A 24161-nucleotide genomic window follows, 5' to 3' on the forward strand; every position below is an offset into this window, starting at 1 on the left:
TCTTGTACATAAAGACACTTTTCACAAACATGTAAAAGTCCCTTCAGTAATACTGAAGGGACTTTCGTGTTATTTAATGTATCTATCAATTTGATTTGTGTCTATTAAGATTGGAAGGTATGATTTTTAACGGTCTCATCATATCATGGTCGTCATGCTCTAAACGATGACAATGCCATACATAATCTCCAGAATAGGGTTCAAACTTCATTATGATTCGAACGGTTTGTTCACCTGCTACTAGCACGGTATCTTTTAAACCGAAATCAGCTGGGAGAGGATCTAACAAGTTTCCATTCAAATCATGACGATCAAGAACTTGAAAATTAACTAGATGTATATGAATAGGATGAATCCCAACGGTCAAATTTACTAACTCCCATATTTCAACAGAATTAAGTAAAGGTGTTTCTGTCACGGGATCGTCCCATTCTTTATTATCTAATAAAAGCATTAGACGCCCAAATTCATCCTCTGAGTCATTTAATGTTAATCGTCTTACTTTCTTTACTTTTTCTACTGGAATAAAGTAAATGTTACTTAATTTGCATGGGATTTTACTTTTATCTGGGCAGGATAATGGTTTCGTTACTTGGAACTCCATAATCTCACCAGTTGGATTATCTAAATCACTTCCATTTTGTAATACTACTTTTTTTCCTACAAACCTTGAAAAATCAATAATAATGTCAATACGTTCTGCTGGTGAAACATCTAAACTTTGTACTTTAATCGGCCGTTTAAGAAGGCCACCATCAGTTCCTATTAAAAAGAATGAACTAAGGTCACTTAATTGGAACTTGTATGTGCGAGTATTGGAAGCATTTAATAAACGAAATCTATATTTGCGGGGCTCCACTTTTAAAAATGGCCATACTTTCCCGTTAACTGCAATTGTATTTCCTAAAAATAGAGAAACAATAGAAGGGTATGGTAAACCTGGTGATGGGTCTTCTGGTTGAGCAGGATAAAATAGGGAACCGTCTGGATTAAAGGATTTATCTTGAACGATAAGCGGTATTTCGTGTTTTCCTTTAGGTAGGGGTAGTGATTTTTCTTCTTTATCACGAATCAAGTAAAGTCCTGCAAGACCCGCATATACATTTAAACGAGTAATCCCAAGTGCATGATCATGATACCAAAGGGTGGTTGCTCGTTCTCGATTCGTATAATGATAAATTTCTTTTACGAAACTAGGTCCTGTTTGTTGAAAGTTTTTCGTAAACCATGCTTCAGGATGACCATCGCTATCTGATTTACTTGGGCTTCCATGTAAATGTACAACAGTTCGTACTTCTGGGTTATCATGGGCCCCGTGAACGGTTGTATCAACAGGTAAGAAGTGTTTTTTAGGTAAATCGTTTGACCATCTCACATATACAGGATGATCTTTTTTAACCTCAAACGTTGGACCTGGTACCATTCCATTATAGCCCCATACTTTCGTCTTAGGTAAATCACTATGAAACTTGTGTAGCGTTTCAATCATACGTACATCATAAAACGGCTTACCTTTATATGTTCCTGTTGGTTTTATTGCGGAAGGAATTGGAAGGGGATCAATAAATTTTTTTAATTCCAAATATCGCTATCTCCTTTCATATAATAGAGTATAGTATATCTTATTTCATGAATGTGATATTGTTTGTATTTATCGTTATATTTTTAGTGTAATGAAGTATCTAATACGTTTAATAACACGCACTATCATTCCAACTGCAAAAATTTGTGTACATGGTTTTATTATTTTCATAACGATGGAAAGTAAAGAAACCTACATATAATATAAGTGTTGGTTTCTTTATTAAGAGAATAAGTAATAATCCATTATTATTTTTGATTTTCGGTCAATTATTTAAATGTAGCTATCGTATCATATAATCTTTCTAATCCAATCAACATATCTTTATCATTTAACATTGAATAACTAATTCGCAAGTGATTATATTGAGTTTCATGGTTTAATAGACAAGCTGTTCCGGGTAAAAAAGAAACATCTACTTCATTCGCTTTTTGTAATAATGTAAAAGGATCGATTGACCGAGGGAGTGTAACCCATAAGTTAAATCCACCATTAGGTATTTCAAATTCTAATTCTTTTAATGGAGATAATATATTAATTGTTAAATCACGTCTAATTTGTAAAGCTGTACGTAATTTTTCTAAATGATTTTTCATTCGTTCCGCTCGTAAAAAAGGAAGCAGTGCTTTCTGCGTTAATAAAGGGCTACCAATATCCATCGAGGCTTTCACTGCATATAACCATTCGAAGATATGTCCTTCAGCTACAAGCGCTGCAATGCGAAGACCTGGTGCTAACGTTTTACTAAATCCTTTTAAATATATAACATGACCATTTGTATCAAAGCTTTTTATCGTGGGAGGTACTATAGCATCCTCAAAATAAATTTCTCCGAAAGAGTCATCCTCAATAATGAAGAAGTTATAAAGCTCTGCTAGTTCTACAAGTTCCATTCTTCGTTTTTTACTCATTACTGTGCCCGTTGGATTCTGAAAAGTAGGATTCACATATAACAAGGCAGGATTTTTCCTTTGACAAATATCATCAATTAAGTCTGAGCGAATTCCGTTGTTATCAAGACTAACAGGGATAATTTGAACTCCTTTATTAACAAATACATCAAGCGCCGCTCCATAACATGGACTTTCTACTAACACTAAGTCTCCGGGCTTTAATAATGTTTGAGCGATTAAATCAATTCCTTGCTGGGCACCACTTGTAATTAATAATTGAGATGGATCTATAACTAATTGTTGGTGTTCTTTTAAGTAGTTTGTTATTTCCACTCTAAGTTCTTTATCACCTTGAACAGGTCCATAAGTTGCTAATATCATTTGATCCTTATTAAGTAATTTGTGCATTTCATCTGAAAGAAATGGATTTGGTAATAAACGTGGATAAAGAACCGCCTGTGAAAAATCGAAATATTTACGGTGTTGGTTCATTACATATTGAGAACGCATAACATTAATGGATTTCGTTTGTTGCCATTGATACGGAATTGGTTTGAAATCTTTATTCACACGTTTATGTATATAGGCACCTTTTCCTTGTTCAATTCGTATATAACCTTTCGTTTCTAACTGTTTATAAGCTTTACGAACAGTTAATAAACTAATTTGCAAATCATCGGCCATAGAACGTAAAGAAGGGAGGTAATCGCCATGTGAAAGCATCCCGCTTTGAATTCTCTCAACAATTTGCATATATATTTGTTGGTAATATGGTATGTTGGATTCTTTACGCAGTACTATCTTCATAGAATCACCTGTTTTTCTTTTTAATTCAATTAAAGCGAAAAACATGGAGGGAATCAACTATATTTTTATTCAACTGTTATATGCGTTGATACACTGTTATACACCATATCCTCTATACTCATTTCAAGAGTAAAAAGGAGGAAGAAAAATGGTCATTTTAAATTATATTTTAGTATGTATTATTTTTGGAACGACATTTTTAACGATAAAAATTGGAATAGAAGCGGGCGCACCACCATTATTTTCAGCTGGAATTCGTTTCTTTTTGGCGGGCCTTATTCTCATTATTATTTTTAAATTAAAGAGAAAGGATATTATGCCTTACTTATTATCAAAACGTATTATATATGCTGGTTTTTGTTTAACATTTATGACATTCGCGACCCTTTACTGGGCAGAACAATATATTTCTTCTGGATTAGCTGCAGTTCTATCTGCAACAGGTCCAATGATGATCTTGCTATTACAATCAAGGCGAAACAAAACAAAATTGCAAAAAGAACAACTTGTTGCTTTAGTTATAGCACTCCTTGGTGTTTTTTGCATTTCTTTACCTGGAATGCATCAAGAACTTACATTCATATGGAGTATCGCTTGCCTTGTTATATTAGTAGGAGAGTTGTTTTATGGAATAGGTTCTATTCGTTCAAAAGAAATACTTTCAGATTTACCTAACGTATCACCATTTCTCATTAACGGCATTCAAATGTTTTATGGAGGAGTTTTGTTGTTAATTGTATCTATCGTAATGGAACAGCCTAATCTAACGATCTTAACATCTTGGAATGTACAATGGCCAATTTTATATCTCATATTTGTAGGGTCTATCGGTGGACACGGTTTATATTACTGGCTTTTATCAAAAACAAATCCTGTATTTCCATCAACGTGGTTATATGTATCTCCGTTAATCGCTGTTATTGTAGGTTATTTTGTATTAGGAGAACCATTAAATCCTACAATGGGAATTGGTGCTTGTTTAATCTTGATTGGTGTATTTTTAGCAAATCGTACTACACTTGGAGTGTATTTCAAGCAAGGAAGGTTGTTAAAAAAAGAGATGTAGTTAAAGTTTAATGATGTGGAAAACAGCGGAAAACGTATTCAAACTTTAGAAGAAAATGATTAGCACATTAGAATACAGATTAGAGATAGTAAAATCAAAAACACAGTGGGGGAAATAACCAACTGTGTTTTTATATAGGGTATATTTAATTTTACACTTAACTAAATCGATCGCATATTGTTTGGTGGAAGAATGTTATTTTTTTATTACGGTATTGCCCATCGCAATAGAAATTCGATTCCAACTGTTTATTTGATTAATGATTAACACAAGATCAACATATTGTTTTTCGTCAAAGTATTCACGTACTCGGTTGTATAGATTTTCAGGAACTCTTTTAGTAGGAATGAGAGTAATATGCTCCGATAGTTCCAGAGCAACTTTTTCTTCAGGAGTATAAAAATCACAATCATCCCAAGCATTTAAGCAATAAATTCTTTGCTCGGTTTCACCTAATTTTCGAGCGTCAGAAGTATGCATATCGATACAATAAGCACAACCATTAATTTGAGAGACTCTAATTTTTATAAGCTCTCTAACAGCACGATTAATTGAGGATTTTTTCGTGTATTTCTCCATATCCATCATAATTTTCATACCATCAGGTGAAATATCATAGTAGGCAATTCTTTGACTCATAAGACAAAACCTCCATTATTATAAGTTTTTATAATAAAAACACACTAGGTCGCTATTGGGACTTCTAGTGTGTTTTCGTAATTAATTTACTTTTTTAATAAAACCTTTATAATGACGTTTCACAAGCTGACTTTCAAGCGTCTTCATCGTTTCTAATGCTACACCTACGATGATAAGTAAGCTTGTGCCACCGATTTGGGCAGAAGGTGGTAATGTTGCGATTTTCGTGAATACGAGCGGTAATATTGAAATTGCGCCTAAGAAAATGGCACCGATAAATGTTAAGCGATATAAAATTTTTGTTACATACTGTTCTGTAGATTTACCTGGACGAATACCAGGTACGTATCCATTTTGCTTTTTCAAATTCTCAGCCATTTGTTCAGGGTTCACTTGAATGAATGCATAGAAATATGTGAAAGCAACGATAAGACCTACATAAAGTGTCATTCCAAATGGATGTGCAAAATCAAGATTCGCAATTATCCATTTAGATACGCTTGAATCAGGGAAGAGCTGCGCAATTGTACGCGGCGTCATTAAAAAGGCAGAAGCAAAGATAACAGGAATTACACCTGCACTATTTACTTTAAGAGGTAAATGAGTGTTTTTTGCTCCTTGATATTGATTGTTTCCTGAAACAGCTTTTGCATATTGAATCGGTATTTTTCGAACTGCTTGCTGGATGTAAATAACACCAACAACAATCGCTAAAATAACAAGTCCAATTAAGACCATTTTTATAATGTGCATAAATAATTGATCGCCTGCGTTTTGGAATTGTTGTAAATAAATTTGATTTGCAACATTTGGAATCGCCGCAACAAGTCCTGCGAAGATAATCATTGAGATTCCATTCCCAACGCCATTAGCGGTGATTTGTTCACCTAACCAAAGTAAAAATGCAGTACCAGCAGTTAATACTGTCGCAATAAATAAGTATGTAGTCCAGCTTGGATCTGTAATTAATTGTCCACCTGCTATATTATTAAAACCATAAGACATCCCAATGGATTGTATGAATGCGAGAATGATTGTAAAGTATCGAGTAAATTGAGCTGATTTCTTACGGCCCATTTCTCCTTGCTTTGCCCATTCTGTAAATTTAGGTACAACGTCCATTTGTAGTAATTGTACAATGATAGAAGCTGTAATATATGGTGTGATACCTACAGCAAAGATCGAGAAGTGTTGCAGTGCTCCCCCGCCAAATACGTTTAGCATGCCTAAAACGTTAGCTTGATCTTGTATTTTTAATACCTCTGCGTTAGTATGAGGAACTGGAATAAACGTGCCAATTCGAAAAACGATTAGCATCGCTAGTGTAAAAAGAATTTTGTTTCTTATCTCAGCTACTCTCATGAAATTTGAAATCGTACGAAACATTATGTCGCCTCCTATATTTTTATCAGCTCAAAACTGATTATTATATCCCGATGAAGTAACCACAAACCTCCTTCCGCATTAAATTCATTTGACAAATGGAATTTCATACATTTTGTAGTTTTCACGGATATAAAAATATAAGGTGTTATACGAGCGACCTATTAACTTTTCGTAATCATTCAATACCCATAATATATCGAATAAATTAACAAATGTACATACATACGCATGAAAAATGAATAAATAGGCTGATTTTTAACATTTATTTAATGCTAGATTGATAATTAGGAACGTTTTATGCAGTTGTATTGAAAGAATTCCGTGGAAAGCATTATGGTGTAGCTGTAGTACATGTAAACCTCAAGGATATTGAGAAAACTCATATTTTTCGTCGTGAATTAGAGAAACTACTAAAGAAAAGATTGGATGGGAATAATAGTGAAGGAAAATCTTTTTTCCATAGAGAATATTTCTAGCGTAGGAATCTAAGTATGTAGGTTCTAATGAAAGGAGAATTCACATGAATACATTTGTAAATGACAAGTTTTATGAAACTAGAAATCAATTATTTGAGGAAATTACTTTGTTAAGTGATGCTCAATTTAATAGGAAACCAGATAAGGACAAATGGAGTATAGCACAAGTTTGTCATCACTTAGTTTTATTAGATGAGAGAGTTATAACAGTTATTTCATCGGGATTAAAAAAGATGGATAGTATCTTAAATGAGCGTAAAGAAATTCACACTATTTTATTAGATAGATCGATAAAATTTATAGCCCCAGAAATGATTGAACCAAGTATAGAACCATTTGAAGTGCAGCAAATGGTTGATTTGTTAAACGACTCTAGAAAAGAATTGATGCGTTTCCTGAGTACAATAGAAGATGAATCTATATTAGCGAAAAAATCAGTGACGCATCCAGCTCTTGGAGAATTACTTCTTGATCAGTGGATAGAACTGATCTATTTGCATGAACAGCGTCATATAGAACAAATCAAAGAGATAAAATTGCTTTGTGAAGTTGAAAAGTAAAAATCATTGTCTATTTTTTAAGCGATTTGGGATAGCATCAAGGTTTCGAGTGATAAAATAGAAGTCCTGATTAAAATTATGATGAATTTAGTTGAAAGCAACCAATAATCAGAAGAAAATACGAAACTAGCAGATTTTACTCTTGAAGAGGAAACGAACATTCGAAAAAATGCTGAATCCGATATGCTGTATAAGTGTAACCCCGTCTTAAGTGGAGAGCGGGGTTATTATTTTTGGAAGTACATATACATCTACCGTTGGTTTAGCACTCTTCACACGTTTGAGGAAGAAGTATTTTGTCAGAAAACGATAAAATACAATTCTGTTAGGGGATATATGCATTTTATTCTCTTTATTTTTGCAGTTGAATTTTTCCGAATAATAAGTTACATTTTTAAAGTTCAAGCAACTTTATGACAGTACAAAAAGGGGAGAAATATTGTTATTATGCAAAAAATGAAATGGAAGAACTATGTATGCTATTTTATTATTCTTATGCTTATGCTTCTTGTAACAGCAGTAACAGTCAAACCAGCTATTTCTAAGGCTGAGGAATCTGATGTTAATATTACATTGTTAGGTACTGCAGATATTCATGGTAGATTTATGCCTTGGGATTATGCGCTTGATGGAGCAAATATGAGTGGAAGTTTGACTCAGCTTTATACGGTTATAAAGAAGGTACGTCAAGAAAATCCAAATACCATATTAGTAGATGCCGGGGATACAATTCAAGGAAACTCAGTAGAATTATTCAACGATAAGCCACAATCGCCAATGATGGTAGCGATGAATACAATGGGATATGACGCCTGGGCATTTGGAAATCATGAATTCAACTTTGGATTAAATACATTGAAAAAAGTTAGTGAGCAATATAAGGGAAAGACGTTAGCAGGAAATATTTATAAGGAAAATGGAGAGCGTTTTCTTCCTGCATATACGATTGTTGAAAAAGGTGGAATTAAAGTCGGGATTATTGGCATGAATACACCAATGATTAGTGATTTTGAAAAAGGGACAGATCATTTGGATGGTTTAGTAGTGAAAAATCCAGTAGAAGAGACAAAAAAGGCAATTAAAGAATTAGAAGGTAAAGTAGACGTAATGGTAGGGGTTATGCATATGGGACTAGAAAATGAGAATGGAATCCCAGGTACTGGTGTTCAAGATATTGCGAATGCTTGTCCGGAACTAAGCGCTATTTTTGCGGCTCATATGCATAAACTTGTAAAAAAAGAAGTTGTAAATGGCGTAATTATTACAGAACCAGATAAATATGGAACGCATATTTCACGTATTGACCTTACTTTTACAAAGCAAGATGGAAAGCTTGTTTTAAAAGATAAAACTGCTACCGCTATACCTGTAAAAAATGCTGATGGAACAACAGTATTATCTGATTCTACACTTGAAGAAACACTAACACCTTTTCATGAGTATGCGAGAGGAGATGCAAATGTTGTAGTCGCTCAATTAAAGGGTAGAAACCTTGTTCCTGAAAATGAAATAAAGGGTATTCCAAGTGTGCAGATTCAAGAGACACCTTTATCAGATTTCTTTCATGAAGTCATGCTCTATTACAGTAAAGCGGATGTAGTAGCCCATCAAATTGATAATGATTATGCCCGTTTGGATATTGGTCCTATAAAGAAGAAAGATATTGCGTATAATTATCAATATGCTTTGGGAGAAATTACAGTATATAAGATAACTGGAAAAGATTTAAAAGACTATATGGAATGGGCAGCAGGATATTTTAACTCATCTCGTGCCGGAGATGTAACAGTTAGTTTTGATAAAAACCGTCGTGCGTCTAAATACAGTACGAACGATTTCTTTGGAGGCGTAAAATACGAAATTGACTTAACAAAACCATATGGAAATAGAATTACAAATTTACGCTCTATTCGTACAAATAAACCAATCAAAATGAGCGATGTTATGACGCTAGGAATGAATGCGTATAGAATGGAGGCTCTTCAGGCAAAAGGGGGAGCTTTAGAGGGACGTAAATTTGAACAAACTTGGTCATCTAAACAAGAGAATGCATTCGGAGAAACAGGCGGAACCATTCGTAACCTTGCTATTACATATTTAAAAGAGGTAAAGAACGGTGTATACACGCCAAAAGTTATGCATAATTGGAAAATTACTGGTGTAGATACACATTCTTCCGAGCATAAGGCTGTAGTTGATCTTGTAAATAAAGGGATTTTAGAAATCCCAAAAACAGAAGATGGAAAATATACAAATATAGCATCTATAAATACTAAAGATTCAATTACAAAAGAAGAGATTGTAGCACTCTCACAAAAAGCTAATATTAATCCAAATCAGTTTAATCATGTAAAAAGAAAAGGTGAATTTTACAAAAAACTTAGTAGGATAATTAAATAAATATAAAAAAGATGGCTCTCGTGCAAAAAACTATTAAACTTGGACATACCATTATCCTAAAAAAGTTTGTGATCGGTATGGAAATATAGAGAATCATCGGTAAAAAATCCCCTGGATTGCTTTAAAAATTCAGGGGGTTTTTCATTTGAATAATTATTGTTTCATTTCTCACTATGTATATTTATAATATGCTTTAAAAGAACATACCTTAAGTTAATAACATGCAATAGATATGTCCTTTTCTATATTTAAATGGGGAGACAAATTTATCTTTAAAAGATATTTTTGACAAGATAAAAAAGCCTGAAACTCATATAAGACTTCAGCAGTCTCAAAACGTTACAATCCATGCAGCTATAGACATAAATAACAAAATTATATTGAAAAATCTAACTTGTATATGCGTTGCCTCACTAAAGTATTTATCTACTACTCTTAAAATAGTAAAGAGTGGGTTTTTATGTTGTTATTTAGATGTAAGTGTACTTTGATTAGAATGAATATAGATAATTAACAACTAACCAATTGGATGAGCGCCTAAAAGGGCTCATTTTTTATTGAAATTAATATACATATATGTGTCGTTCTTTATTTATATCATCGCCAAATATATGTAATTTGCATAATATTACATATATTTTGTATTTTCTCTTTTTTCGACATAAATAGACAGTATACTTTGTACAAGCTTTCTATTTCAAAAATTATACGAGGTGAAAAAATGAAAAACACAAAGACATTAACTAAGGTAGCGTTAACAACAGGCTTAGCTTTAACAGCTGTAGTACCATATGGAGTAGGTCATGCAGAGGAAACCGATCAACTACAAGTTCAAATTCAAGAGGATTCGTTCCGTACAGGTGAACTTACACAACCGTCACAAAAGGCACCAGAGAATGTAGTGAAAGATGCTCTTAAGGAGAAAACAGAACAAGCCTTGTCTCCAAAACAAGTAAATGGAGAAACTGGAGTGGATTATAAAGTTCTTCAAAAACGTGGTTCGTATGATGGAACTACACTTGTACGTATACAACAAACATATGAGGGGAAAGAAGTATATGGGCATCAATTAACTGCACATGTAGATAAAAAGGGTGTTATTAAAAGTGTTTCAGGAGATAGCGCGCAAAATTTAAACCAAGAAAATTTTAAAAAACCTAGTAATCTATCAGAAGAAGTAGCGAAACAATATATTTATACGAAGTATGGGAGCGATATCAATTATATTTCTGAGCCAGAAGTAAAGGAAGTTATTTTTGTTGATGAAAATAATGGACAAGCTAACAATGCATACCAAGTTACATTTGCGGCAGCAACACCAAACTATGTATCTGGAACATATCTAGTAAATGCACAGAATGGGGATATGTTAAAAAATATGGTTCAAGAATCCAACTTAAAAGCAAGTGAAAAGCTTGTTGGAGCCTTAAAGGAAAGTAAAAAAAGCAATCTTACATCATTAACTGGAACAGGAAAAGATGATTTAGGTATATCTCGTACATTTGGCATTTCTAAACAAAGTAATGGAAAATATGCACTTGCTGATTACACAAAAGGGCAAGGAATTGAAACATATGATGTAAATTACAGAGATATTACTAAAGAAGAAAGCTATTATCCTGGTACACTAGCAACTAGCAATTCGACAACATTTAATGATCCAAAAGCGGTAAGTGCTCATTACTTAGCAACAAAGGTATTTGATTTTTATAAAGATAAATACAAGCGTAATAGTTTTGATAATAAGGGACAAAAGGTAGTTTCAGTTGTACATGCTTGGGATTCTGAAGATACGAACGATCCGAAAAATTGGCAAAATGCATTAAGTGCTAATAATGGAAGTATGCTTGTATATGGCGATCCTATTGTCAAGGCATATGACGTAGCTGGACATGAATTTACACATGCTGTTACTTCTAGCGAATCTAATCTTGAATATTACGGTGAATCTGGTGCGATTAATGAGGCGCTATCTGATATTATGGGAACATCTATTGAGAAATACGTAAATAATGGAACCTTTAACTGGACAATGGGAGAACAAACTGGATCTGTTTTCCGTGATATGGAAAACCCAGCTTCCGTTCCATCTTCACTTGGAGTACCTTATCCAGATGATTATAGTGAATTTAACGATTTTAATGGATGGGATCAGGGCGGCGTTCATTTTAATTCAAGCATTATTAATAAAATTGCGTATCTTATTGCAAAAGGCGGAACTCATAACGGAGTAACTGTTAAAGGGATTGGTGAAGATAAAATGTTTGATATTTTCTATTATGCAAATACAGATGAGTTAAACATGACTTCTAATTTCAAAGAATTGAAATCTGCATGTATTCGAGTGGCAACTAATAAATATGGAGCGAATACAGCTGAAGTTCAAGCAGTTCAAAAGGCATTTGATGCAGCAAAAATTAAGTAAGTTAGAAATATAGTTTTTATTCATATATTAATACATTATAAAAAACAGCTAATGTCATTTTAAGGATATTAGCTGTTTTTTACGCAGCAATGCATTAGTGAAAATAAACTTACTAAGCAATAATCACGCTGTCTATCTTTAATAAGTTGCGAAAAATATATAAGGTTTAAAGTGTATAAAAACAGAAAATTAATAATATATTGACCTCTTAATAGAAGGTGCTATAGAATGAAAGCGATAACAAACGATTGCTTTAAAATGATTTCCCTGATCTTTTAGTATTTACAAATATATGAAAGCAAAAACAAATCTATTTTTTTAAGCATTAATGCAAACGTTTTCGTATTAAAAGATCATTGAAATACATATGTGAAAATAGTCAATATGGGGGTGAAGTAAAAGAGATTTCTACATTAATTTAAGCAGTGTAATTTAGTACGAGCATAATAAATCGCTCGTACTATTTAAAGAAAGGGTGTATGTGGTGCAAATGACAAAAAGATTAATTAACAAATCATTTTTATTACTTGCCATAATCGTTATGTTATCATCTGTTTTTTCTTTTCAGAATGTGAAGGCAGTTTCAAATTCGAAAACAACTGAAGTTATCATTCATTACAAAGAGCAGCCTGGAAATACAAAAGACTGGAATCTTTGGGTATGGGGCGAGAATTCAAATGGTAAATCGTATGATTTTACTGGGGAAGATGAGTTTGGAAAATATGCTAAGGTGAAAATAGAAGGTGACTATAATCGTGTAGGATTTATAGTTCGTACGAATGAATGGGAAAAAGATGGCGGTGATCACTGGGTTGAAAATATAAGGGATGGTCGTGCTGAAGTATGGATCCTTTCGGGTGATGAAAAAGTATATGATTCTAAGCCTTCTTCTGATCTCTCTATTCAAAAAGCTACTATTGATAGTTTTAATGAAATCACTATAAATACTAATATTCCGTTTAATAGTAAGGAACAGAAAATTGAAATTGAAGGCGTTAAAATTAAGGGGATTAGTCCTTATGATACAAATAGTGGAGATATTACTAATAAGGTTAAAATAATTACGGAACAGAAAATTGATTTAAAACAAACATACAAAGTTAAAATAGCAAACTTAGCTGATGCGAATATTGAAATCGGTAAAGTCATTCGTAGCGAAGAATTTGATAATCTATTTTATTATAGTGGTAATGATTTAGGAAATGTATATACTCCGCAACATACAAAGTTCCGCTTATGGGCTCCTACTGCGAGTGAAGCGAAGTTAGTTTCATATAAAAATTGGAGCGATAAAATAGGTACTGAAATAAACATGCAACAAGGTGAAAAGGGAACATGGATAGCAGAACTTAAAGGGAACCAAAAAGGGCTCTTTTATACGTATAAAGTAAAAATTGGTGATAAGTGGACTGAAGCGGTTGATCCGTATGTGCGTGCTGCTTCCGTAAATGGAGATAAAGGTGTAGTCGTTGATTTAAAAGAAACAAATCCGAAAAAATGGAAAGCAAACAAAAAACCTAAATTTAAAAATCCGGAAGATGCCATTATTTATGAATTGCATGTACGCGATCTTTCCATTCAACCTGAAAGTGGTATTAAGCAAAAAGGAAAATATTTAGGTGTAACAGAAAAAGGAACAAAAGGGCCTGAAGGTGTAAAAACAGGACTTGATCATATGAAAGATCTTGGTGTTACTCACGTTCAGTTTTTACCGATATTTGATTATGCTTCAGTAAATGAAGAAACTTTAAATGAACCACAATATAACTGGGGATATGACCCGAAAAATTTCAACGTCCCAGAGGGCTCCTATTCTACAAATCCTTATGAGCCAACTGTTCGAATAACTGAATTAAAGCAAATGATTCAAACACTGCATGATAATAATCTTCGTGTTGTAATGGACGTAGTATATAACCATATGTATAATGCCGCTGAATCTAATTTTCATAAGTTAGTTCCAGGTTATTATTATCGTTACAATGAAGATGGAACACTTGCAAATGGAACTGGTGTAGGAAATGATACCGCTTCAGAACGAAAAATGATGAGGAAATTTATGGTGGATTCCGTCACGTACTGGGCAAAAGAATATAATTTAGATGGATTCCGTTTTGATTTAATGGGTATTCATGATTATGAAACGATGAATGAAATACGTAAAGGTGTTAATCAAATTGATCCTTCTATTATTCTGCATGGAGAAGGCTGGGATTTAAATACACCTCTTGCAGATGAATTGAAAGCAAATCAAAAAAATGCGGAGAAAATGAAAGGGATTGCTCATTTTAACGATAATATACGTGATGGATTGAAAGGCAGTGTATTTGAGGAGAAAGAAAATGGTTTTGTAAATGGAAAGCAAAACATGGAAGACCGTATTAAAAAAGGCATTACGGCAGGTATTGACTATGATACAAATTCGTCTACCTATCAAGATCCAGAGCAGGTGTTAACTTATGTGGAAGCACATGATAATCATACATTATGGGATAAACTTGAGCTAACTAATCCAGGTGAAAGTGAAGAAGTGCGAAAACAAATGCACAAATTGTCTTCTTCTATTTTATTAACATCACAAGGTATTCCATTCTTACATGCAGGACAAGAGTTTATGCGCACAAAATATGGTGATCATAACAGTTACAAATCTCCTGATTCAATTAACCAGATGGACTGGTTACGCCGTGCAGCATTTAATAATGAAGTAGATTATATGAAGGGATTAATAGATTTACGCAAAAAGTACTCAGCTTTTCGAATGACATCTGCAGAGCAAATTAAAAAGCATGTATCTTTTATTGATGCTCCAAAAAATGTTGTAGCTTATACAATAGATGGGAAAGGCAATGGGAATAAAAGCGAATACTTTATGGTGGTTCACAATGCAAATAGAGAAGACGTTGACATAACGCTTCCATCGAAAGGTCCTTGGAAAGTACTAGTAGACGGTAAGCAGGCGGGAAGTAAAACACTTTATGTAGTCCATGACAATAAAATCAAGGTTCCTGCATTAAATTCATTTGTTTTAAAAACAGAAAAGCCAATTAAATAAAAGCAAATAATGTGAAAGTATATACTGAGTTGAGCAAATTGAATAAGGATTACAAATATAAAAAGCGAAGTGAAGGTTGTTTTCACTTCGCTTTTAAAGTTAATGTAATATAATTTCACATACTGTAATTATATTACAATTTAATAAGGGAAATAAACAAGAAATTATTGCTATTGTAACAGTATGGGGAGGAAATATCTTTGCATTTATTTATAAAATTATCTGAAATACATTCTTAATTTATATAATTTCTATTATACATTCGAACATTTAACGAGCTAGATGTTCGAATGTATTAATTCCTACAAATCGTTTAAAAAATAGAAAAGGCGTAAAAGTATATGGAATTAAAATAAAGAAAAGACACCTTAAATGGCGTCTTTTCTTTATTTTAAATACGATATGTTAGTAACTCACTTGTATGTAATAGTATGTTACATTTTTACACTAACTTCTAAAGAAAAATTTTATCGCTATAACAAATAAAACTTTCTCAATATTATTTTGTTTAATAACTATATCCATCTGCTTTCCAATCCATTACAATAATTTCACATTGGGAATACACGAATATTCTTAATGTTCTAAATGGTTTATACCTTATAGGATTACTATGGGAAAGGATGTGAAATATCTAATTAAAAATCATTTTTTATAATGAAATAAAAAATTTTAATGAAGAAAAAGTTATTTCATTATTCTCAAGTCTCGTTGAAATACATGTATTTATAATCACTATGAGACAAGGGGCAGAATCTAAAAATTATTTTTTGTAGATTAGAAAACTGTATTTTAAAAATAAGTTAAACGTTTATGGAGGGTTATATGAGCGAGCAAATTTATTACTGGTCTCCTATTAAGCATTGGGAGAAGTTCCATAATGAAGTTTTGATAGGGGAAACGAGATTTACAGGCGTTCTGTCTGAGTGGTTTCCTGAGTTTTATTTTTTAACTCAAAAAGGTGTGAAAATTAGTGAACTAGTAGAGCGCTTTTCGTTAGGAAATGTAGAAGAGACACAAAAAACAATAGAGCTTATGATAAAAAATCGTGTGTTAGTAAGTAACATATTACACCCAAGAGAAGTATTTTCCACACAAGAAAAGATTTTTCCGAATCCATATAGCAACCAGATTCGCTTTTCTAAAAAAGATTTAGATAAGTATATGAGTGAACAATTGAATCGAACGCACCATGCTGTGCGGTCAACCGAAATTCAATTTGAAACAACAAATGAGCTACCCACTATAATCAAGGAGCGTAGGTCTTGTCGCCAATTTGATATGAAAAAACATATTAGTTTTTTAGAATTTTCCCAATTCACATCAACTCTAAAACAGGTTGGGGAAGAAAAAATATACTATCATTACGCAAGTGCAGGCGGACTCTACCCTATTGATATCTTTGTTTATATAAAACCAAAACGTATAGAAGGTATGAAAGCTGGTTTTTATTATTATAACCCATCAAAAAATAGTCTTGTGGTTGTAAACAATATTGATCAAGTAATCAAAAGTGATCATGAGTTAATTAACCAGGATTTATTTACTCAGTCTGCCTTTTCAGTTTATTTAGTCTATAATGCGAACGCTTCCATCCCGAAATACGGTTCAGATGGATATTTATTTGCTTGTATTGAGTCAGGCATCATCACTGCTACTTTAAATATGGTGGCTGAGACATTAAATTTAGGAGTTTGTTCGGTTGGTCATATGAAATTTGAAGAGATTGAGCGTTTTTTAAGTTTGGATAACCATCAAGTATTTCTCCATGGAATTGAAGTTGGCTTGAAAATTAACGAATAGATGAAATGAATATTAGGGGGATAAAGATAAAAATGCACATTAAAGATCGAAGTTCGATTCATGAGAATAAAGGGGTAGAGGCGTTTTGGAAGGAGCAATTATCTTCCGAGGTTCTCGATTTTTCTGTATTTAATAGCGGTTACCAACTAAATAAAGAAAATCCTTGCGAGCACGTTCAAGTCATAATGAATGTAGAGTTTAGTAAAAGTATACAAAAAGTAAGTAAGTCTCAAGATTTGTTATTATTTAGCTGGTTACAGGCCGCGTTAAGGATTTGTTTGGCACACTATACAGATCAAGAAAGGATTACTATTGGTATTCCTGTAATTGAAAAGAATCTTGAACAAAGCGAGAATCTTAATAAATTGATTCCTTTAGGAAGTGAAATCCATCCGCATCACAGCTTTAAACAACTAGTAAATCAGATTGAACAAACGACTTTATTCGGGTATGACAATCAGGAGTATCCACTTTCTGAATTATTAGCGAAACACCATTTAACTCCTTTTCAAATTGTTATTGGGATGGAAGGATTACATAATAAAAATTCGATAGAAGAATATGCAGAGAATAATTTAGCCATCTGGATACAAAGAAAATGGAATGAAATACATAATGAATTTGAAATTCAAATTTCTTTTAAGTCTCATTCATTCTCTTCTTTGCAACAGTTTGCAAATTCGTACCTTTATGTTTTAAAGCAAGTGTCAAGAAATTCGAATTTGGCTGTGAAAGATATTTGTATCATTTCAGAAGAAGAGAAAGAGTTGCTAGAAGAATTGAATCAAGATCAGACGGACATAGAATTTTCTCAAACATTTCAAGATTTGTTTGAAGAACAAGTGTTAAAAACCCCAGATCAAATTGCTGTTGTTTGTAATGATCAATCTTTGACATATAGAGAATTGAATAAGAAAGCAAATCAATTAGCTTCTATTCTTCAAAGTAAAGGTGTATCGAAAGAAAGTATTATTGGGGTTATGGTAGATCGGTCATTGGAAATGATCATTGGCATGATGGGAATTTTAAAAGCAGGAGCAGCGTATTTACCAATCGATCCTAACTATCCAAATGAACGAATTGAATATATGTTACAAGATAGTCAAGCAAAATGTTTACTGAGCAAGCGAACAGAAGTAGAATTGCCGCAATTTGCGGGTGAAGTACTGTATCTTGATGAGGAACATCTCTTCCAAGGTGAAGAAAGTAATTTAGTTCGACAAGGTGAGCCTAATGATTTGGCTTATGTTATTTACACATCAGGATCAACAGGAAATCCAAAAGGGGTAATGGTGGAACAGAAATCTCTTGTCCATTTTTTAAGCGTTATGAGAGAAAAAGTAAAAGATAATCAGTCGTTCTTGTTTCTTGCTAGTGTATCTTTTGATATTTCCTTGTTAGAAATATGTCTTCCTTTAACGCAAGGTTCGAAAGTAGTTATTGCTACAGAGGACCAGTTTGCAACAAAAGAATTGGCTCATTTGGTCAAAGTACATAAGGTGGATTTATGGGAATCAACCCCATCGCGAATGGAAGTGATTTTAAGTGATCCAGAAGGGGCAAATTTTCTAAAAGATTTAAAATCTATTTTGTTAGCAGGAGAAGCATTTTCCATTGATTTGGTTGAAAAAATTCGATGCATCAGTGAAGCGACAATTTTAAATATTTATGGTCCTACAGAAACAACCATTTGTGCAACAGTAAAGGATTTGAGCTCTGCCAAAGAAGTTACGATTGGAAGTCCCAACCCGAATTATCATTCCTATATATTGAATAAGTATGGTCAATTAAAACCATTTGGAATTCCGGGTGAACTCTGCATTGGTGGCGTGGCGGTAGCACGAGGGTATCTTGGGAAATCTAAACTGACAGATGAAAAGTTTGTACCGAGTCCTTTTACGGCAGGAGAAATGATGTATCATACGGGTGATCTCGTTCGTTGGTTGCCTAATGGAGAACTTGAATATCTAGGTCGAATGGATCATCAAGTGAAAATTCGGGGATATCGGATTGAATTAAGAGAAATCGAAAGCCAGTTAAGGGAATATCCAGAAATAAACCAAGCTATCGTTGTTGATCAAGTATATGGAAATAGGAAATTATTAGCTGCGTACTATGTATCGGATAATAAGGTCTCTTTTGATGAAATCAGAAAATATTTAAGTGATAAATTACCTGAGTTTATGATTCCTGAAAAAATGATTCAGGTGGAAGAGATTCCGTTGAATCCAAATGGGAAAGTAGATAGGAAAAGGTTATTAGATATAACACAAACAGATTATGTATCAATTCCATACGTTGCCCCGCGCAATGAAATTGAACAAAAATTGGTGCATGCATGGGAAGAAGTTATGGAGATTGAGGGAATCGGTATTCATGATAATTTTTTTGCTTTAAAAGGAGAATCGATTAAAGCACTTCAGGTAATTAATTTATTAAGAAAAGACTGCTTAAAAATAAGTACAACAGATTTTTTTAAGCATCCCACGATTGCTCAACTTAGTACTTGTGTAAAGTTAGAGCATAAAACGAAAAACTTTGAAAATAGACCAACCCATGTTAAAGATTTGTCTAAGCCATTTCCCTTAACAGAGGTTCAGACAGCGTACATGTTAGGACGGAATTCACAGTTTGAATTAAGTGGTATTTCACCTCAAACTTATTTTGAATATGAAACAAAATTGAATATCAATCGTCTTTCAAAAAGTTTTCAAAAGGTAATTCAACGTCATCCGATGTTACGAGCTGTAATTTTACCAGAGGGAGAACAGCAAATATTACAAAGCGTTCCTGATTACGAGATTGAAATAGTGAATCTCATAGATTTAGATGATAGGAATCAAAATGCTCGCTTACAAGAAGAACGTTCTCGAATGACTAATCATGTATTTCCTTTAGGGCAATGGCCTTTGTTTGAATTAAAAGCCTTTCTTTTAAAAGAAGACACGTATTTATTATGTTTTCGATACGATGCTTTATTAATGGACGGAGCAAGCATGAACATCGTTGGACAGGATTTGTTTCATTATTATTATAAACCAGAGCAAAGGTTAGAACCTCTATCTTTTGATTTTCAAGATTACATGTTTATCTATGATGAACTGGAACAAAGCACAGAATATAAAACAGCAAAAGATTATTGGACAAGTAAGCTTCCTGACTTTCCGTTTGCGCCTTCTTTGCTGTTAAAAAAGGATCCGGCAGAGATTGCTACTCCTAAGTTCCAATCACTTACTAAGATCCTGGACAATGAAATATGGACAAAGCTACGAAAGTTAGCACAAGAAAAAGAAGTAACTCCTTCAGCTCTGCTTTGTACAATATATGGTGATGTGTTGGCATATTGGAGTAATCAATGTCGATTGGCAATTAATTTGACTGTATTTAACCGTTATCCTGTTCATGAAGAAGTAGAGCAAATTGTGGGAGATTTCACTTCACTCATCTTGTTGGATGTTGATGTGAATCCAGATCAATCTTTCTTTACTAGAGTAAAAGAAACGCAATCTACTTTATTAGATGGCCTCGAACATCGCCATTACGATGGAGTTAATTTTATTCGAGATTTTACTCGATATCATCAAATGACGCCAAAAGCAGTTATGCCAATTGTTTTCACCTCGATGCTAGCAGGTGCGGGGGCTTTTGCTTGGGAACAGCTTGGTTCACTTCGCCATATTCATGCTCGGACTCCACAAGTGTATTTGGATAATGTGGTAATTGAAAAAAATGGAGAGTTATTAATTAGCTGGAACTATGTTGAAGAATTATTTGATGTTGATGTGATAGAAGCGATGTTTCACCAATTTGTTGACTTATTGGAACAATTAGTGAAACAAAGTGACGTAACATCTTTGCAGATGAAAGAGTCAGACCATGCTTTAATTAAGCAATACAATGAGACAACAGAAAAAATACCGTCGACTACTTTATATCAATTATTTACAGACCAAGTAAAACGTACACCGGATGAAGTAGCAGTAGTTTTTGAACAAGACTACTTAACATACTCGGAGCTTCATAAGCGCTCCAATCAAGTTGCGCACTTTTTAAAAGAACAAGGAATTTGTCTAGGTGACAAAGTTGGTCTTTTAGCACAAAGACGAGTTGACACAATTGCTAATATGATAGGTATTTTAAAAGCAGGTGCCGCTTATGTTCCGATTGATCCCGACCATCCTTCAGATCGCCAAACATATATTTTAGAAAATAGCTCATGCAAACTTTTATTAGAACCTAGTCTTTATGAAGAAAACCACTTGTCATTATATACAACAGAAGATATGCCTGCTATTGCTGGTCCGGAAGATCTTGCCTATATTATCTACACTTCAGGAAGTACAGGAAAACCGAAAGGAGTAATTATTACTCACCAAGCGGTTGCAAACACCATTCAAGATATTAATCAAAAATATCAGGTAAACGAAGATGATCGTATTATTGGTATTTCTTCTATGTGTTTTGATTTATCTGTATACGATATTTTCGGAACGTTAAGCACAGGTGCAATGTTGGTAATGATTCGTGAGCCAAGAGACATGCAAGAATTAATCCGTACCGTCGAACGTAGAGGAATTACAATTTGGAATACAGTACCTGCAATTATGGATTTGGCATTAGATCAAGTAGGTTCTCATTTTGAACATTCTTCCTTGCGTTTAGTTTTACATAGTGGAGATTGGATTCCACTTTCTTTACCAGAAAAAATAAAAAGACATTTTCCGATTGCGGAAGTAGTTTCACTCGGAGGAGCAACAGAAGCATCGATTTGGTCAATTTATTATCCGGTCAAACAGGTGGAATCGCATTGGAAGAGTATTCCATACGGGATACCTTTGGCAAACCAAGCGTATTATGTGTTGAACTATGAAAAGAAAATGTGCCCTGTTGGTGTAATTGGAGATTTATATATCGGGGGAGTGGGACTTGCTAAAGGATATTTAAATGATAGACAGAAAACGAATGAAGCATTTGTGTCACATCCTGATTTTGGTCTTATATACAAGACAGGAGACTGTGGAAAAATGCACCCTGAGGGATATATTGAATTTTTAGGACGCCAAGATTATCAAGTCAAAATTCAAGGATATCGAGTAGAGTTAGAAGAAATCTCCCATTGTCTTCTCACTTACAAACAAGTCGAACACGCTGTAGTGATTGATCAGACAGATGAGAATGGAATGAAATTTTTAGTCGCATATGTGGTAACTGAACAAAATATTAGCACAACAGAACTACGAAAGCATTTGCGAGACCACTTGCCAGATTACATGATTCCTTCTTATTTTGTTTATTTGGAACAACTGCCATTGACTCCAAACGGGAAATTAGATAGAAAAGCGCTCCCTGCTCCAGAGAAACAAAAGAATGAAGTATTTATTGCTCCAAAAACTGAAATGGAAAAAATATTAACTAGTGTATGGCAAGAAGTACTCAAAGTAGATCGGGTTGGAGTAAATGATCATTTCTTTGCCTTAGGTGGAGATTCGATAAAAGCGATTCAAGTTTCCGTCAGACTGTATAGACAAGGATTTGAGCTAGAGCCAAAAAATCTATTTTCATTTCCTATATTAGGAGACATGGCTCAATTTGTTAAAAAGCTAGAGCATCTTTCAAATTCACAATCAAGTGATGTAAACAAAATGAATGATAATCATTTTACATCACTAAATGTTAAAGATAAACAACTTAATCAACATACACTTATCAAAATACAAGAAAAAATGCCGGATATAAAAATAGAACGAATTTATCCATTGGCACCTTTCCAAGAAGTTATTTATGAGCATGCTGCGACTGAACCTGATACAAATGCATATTTTGAACAAACAATTTGGGCACTTGAGGGGGAGCTGGATATTAATCTCTTTACTCAGTGTTTCCAACAATTAGTTGATCGTCATGATTCTTTAAGAACGATAATTGTGCAAGATGAACAAGCACAACCTTGGCAAGCTGTTCTACATGATGTTCAAATGATTTCAGAGATAAAAAACTTGATTGAGATGACGAAACAAGAACAGCAAGAATTCCTAGACCAGTGGATGAATGAAAATATAAGTCGAGGATTTAAAAATGATGAACTCATGACCCGTCTCTGTATATTCCAACTAGGTAATAACGAGCATAAGGTGGTTTGGAGTTCCCATCATCTATTATGTGATGGTTGGAGCGTCAGCATTTTGATAGACGAATTATTCCAGCTCTATGAAACAATAAATGCGAGAACTACGGCGGAGTTACCTATGGTAAAACCTTTTGAAACATTCATAGAATGGACTTTAGCACAAGATCATGAGAAAGCACGTCATTTTTGGCGGGATTATTTATCAGGATACAATCGAAAAATTAGTATTCCTAAAAAGAAAATACCAACGCAAAGTGAAGGGTTAAACTTCACATTCATGGATTTAACATTAGACAAGGATTTGACTAATCAGTTACAGATATTTGTAACTAAAAACAATATAACTATGAATACGGCATTACTAGCTGTATGGGGAATATTGCTTGGTAAATACAACGGAATAAAAGAAGTAGTATTACCTAATCTAGTATCAGTCAGACCTCCCGAAGTAGAAGGAATTGAAAATATGTTCGGTCTGTTCACAAATGTTTTGCCTATCCGACTAGCATGGACAGAAACGCAATCTTTTGTGGACTTCCTGAAAAAAGTACAACTAGAAACATTGAAATGTAATGAGTATGCATACTATTCATTTGTTGATATACAAAAGCAAAGTGAATTAAAAAATCAGTTGACTGATCATCTTTGGGTTTTTGAAAACTATCCAACTAACCAAGCTATCTTTTCTTCAAATGAAAACAGAAATTTTGCCATCGCAGATTACGAAGTTGTTGATGAGCCGCATGTAAAGTATGGAATTATGTGCTTCCCTGAAGAAAAACTTACAATAAAGTTTGGATATGATCAAACTTTATACGAAGCGGAGAAAATACAGGAAATATTGAATCACTTCCATCAGTTAATCAACATGATTCTTCAAAATCCAATACAGGTGATCGGTAATTTCAAATTATAAAAAATGAAAAGGCGGGCAAGAACTCG

The 24161-nt window shown here is 33.6% G+C and carries 11 protein-coding genes; 7 read left to right on the forward strand and 4 right to left on the reverse strand.

Annotated features, from left to right (window positions below):
- Positions 1-85 precede the first annotated feature (85 nt).
- Positions 86-1582 (reverse strand): multicopper oxidase family protein, encoded by a 1497-nt coding sequence (locus tag MHI07_RS12035; protein WP_340823972.1) that lies wholly within the window; start codon positions 1580-1582, stop codon positions 86-88.
- A 269-nt stretch (positions 1583-1851) separates the two neighbouring features.
- Positions 1852-3282 (reverse strand): MocR-like pyridoxine biosynthesis transcription factor PdxR, encoded by a 1431-nt coding sequence (gene pdxR, locus MHI07_RS12040; RefSeq protein WP_340823973.1) that lies wholly within the window; start codon positions 3280-3282, stop codon positions 1852-1854.
- Between the two features lie 148 nt (positions 3283-3430).
- Here pdxR and MHI07_RS12045 point away from each other — a divergent pair, with 148 nt between their 5' ends.
- Positions 3431-4348 (forward strand): DMT family transporter, encoded by a 918-nt coding sequence (locus MHI07_RS12045; protein ID WP_088078601.1) that lies wholly within the window; start codon positions 3431-3433, stop codon positions 4346-4348.
- 195 nt (positions 4349-4543) lie between these two features.
- Here MHI07_RS12045 and MHI07_RS12050 read toward each other — a convergent pair whose 3' ends face one another.
- Both MHI07_RS12050 and secY read right to left on the reverse strand, forming a co-directional pair.
- Positions 4544-4987, reverse strand: coding sequence for a carboxymuconolactone decarboxylase family protein (locus MHI07_RS12050; protein ID WP_088078602.1), 444 nt, complete (start codon positions 4985-4987; stop codon positions 4544-4546).
- A gap of 81 nt (positions 4988-5068) precedes the next feature.
- Complete coding sequence (gene secY, locus MHI07_RS12055; protein WP_340823976.1) at positions 5069-6373, reverse strand: preprotein translocase subunit SecY; 1305 nt, start codon at positions 6371-6373, stop codon at positions 5069-5071.
- Between the two features lie 520 nt (positions 6374-6893).
- On the opposite strand from secY, the gene MHI07_RS12060 reads away from it, so the two are divergent.
- The 6 genes from MHI07_RS12060 (at position 6894) to MHI07_RS12085 (ending at position 24135) form a co-directional block, all read left to right on the forward strand.
- A complete protein-coding gene (locus tag MHI07_RS12060) occupies positions 6894-7409 on the forward strand; it encodes a DinB family protein (protein WP_088078604.1) in 516 nt (171 codons plus the stop codon).
- Positions 7410-7856: 447 nt separating this feature from the next.
- On the forward strand, positions 7857-9809 hold the full coding sequence (locus tag MHI07_RS12065; RefSeq protein WP_340823980.1) for a bifunctional metallophosphatase/5'-nucleotidase: 1953 nt from the start codon (positions 7857-7859) through the stop codon (positions 9807-9809).
- 721 nt (positions 9810-10530) lie between these two features.
- The gene (locus MHI07_RS12070; protein WP_340823982.1) at positions 10531-12234 is read left to right on the forward strand and encodes a M4 family metallopeptidase; all 1704 of its coding nucleotides are present in this window, start codon (positions 10531-10533) and stop codon (positions 12232-12234) included.
- Positions 12235-12718: 484 nt separating this feature from the next.
- The gene (pulA, locus tag MHI07_RS12075; protein ID WP_340823984.1) at positions 12719-15289 is read left to right on the forward strand and encodes a type I pullulanase; all 2571 of its coding nucleotides are present in this window, start codon (positions 12719-12721) and stop codon (positions 15287-15289) included.
- A gap of 825 nt (positions 15290-16114) precedes the next feature.
- Complete coding sequence (locus MHI07_RS12080) at positions 16115-17092, forward strand: SagB/ThcOx family dehydrogenase (RefSeq protein ID WP_340823987.1); 978 nt, start codon at positions 16115-16117, stop codon at positions 17090-17092.
- 32 nt (positions 17093-17124) lie between these two features.
- A complete protein-coding gene (locus tag MHI07_RS12085) occupies positions 17125-24135 on the forward strand; it encodes an amino acid adenylation domain-containing protein (protein WP_340823989.1) in 7011 nt (2336 codons plus the stop codon).
- The last annotated feature ends 26 nt before the right edge of the window (positions 24136-24161 follow it).

The sequence above is a fragment of the Bacillus sp. FSL H8-0545 genome (assembly GCF_038006105.1).
GTDB classification, from domain to species: domain Bacteria; phylum Bacillota; class Bacilli; order Bacillales; family Bacillaceae_G; genus Bacillus_A; species Bacillus_A cereus_U.

Excerpts from the sequence above, each read along its gene's own strand:
- MHI07_RS12065 (WP_340823980.1), top strand. The coding sequence starts at position 7,857 with ATGCAAAAAATGAAATGGAAGAACTATGTATGCTATTTTATTATTCTT.
- MHI07_RS12070 (WP_340823982.1), top strand. The coding sequence starts at position 10,531 with ATGAAAAACACAAAGACATTAACTAAGGTAGCGTTAACAACAGGCTTA.
- MHI07_RS12080 (WP_340823987.1), top strand. The coding sequence starts at position 16,115 with ATGAGCGAGCAAATTTATTACTGGTCTCCTATTAAGCATTGGGAGAAG.
- MHI07_RS12045 (WP_088078601.1), top strand. The coding sequence starts at position 3,431 with ATGGTCATTTTAAATTATATTTTAGTATGTATTATTTTTGGAACGACA.
- secY (WP_340823976.1), bottom strand. The coding sequence starts at position 6,373 with ATGTTTCGTACGATTTCAAATTTCATGAGAGTAGCTGAGATAAGAAAC.
- MHI07_RS12060 (WP_088078604.1), top strand. The coding sequence starts at position 6,894 with ATGAATACATTTGTAAATGACAAGTTTTATGAAACTAGAAATCAATTA.
- MHI07_RS12085 (WP_340823989.1), top strand. The coding sequence starts at position 17,125 with ATGCACATTAAAGATCGAAGTTCGATTCATGAGAATAAAGGGGTAGAG.
- MHI07_RS12050 (WP_088078602.1), bottom strand. The coding sequence starts at position 4,987 with ATGAGTCAAAGAATTGCCTACTATGATATTTCACCTGATGGTATGAAA.
- pdxR (WP_340823973.1), bottom strand. The coding sequence starts at position 3,282 with ATGAAGATAGTACTGCGTAAAGAATCCAACATACCATATTACCAACAA.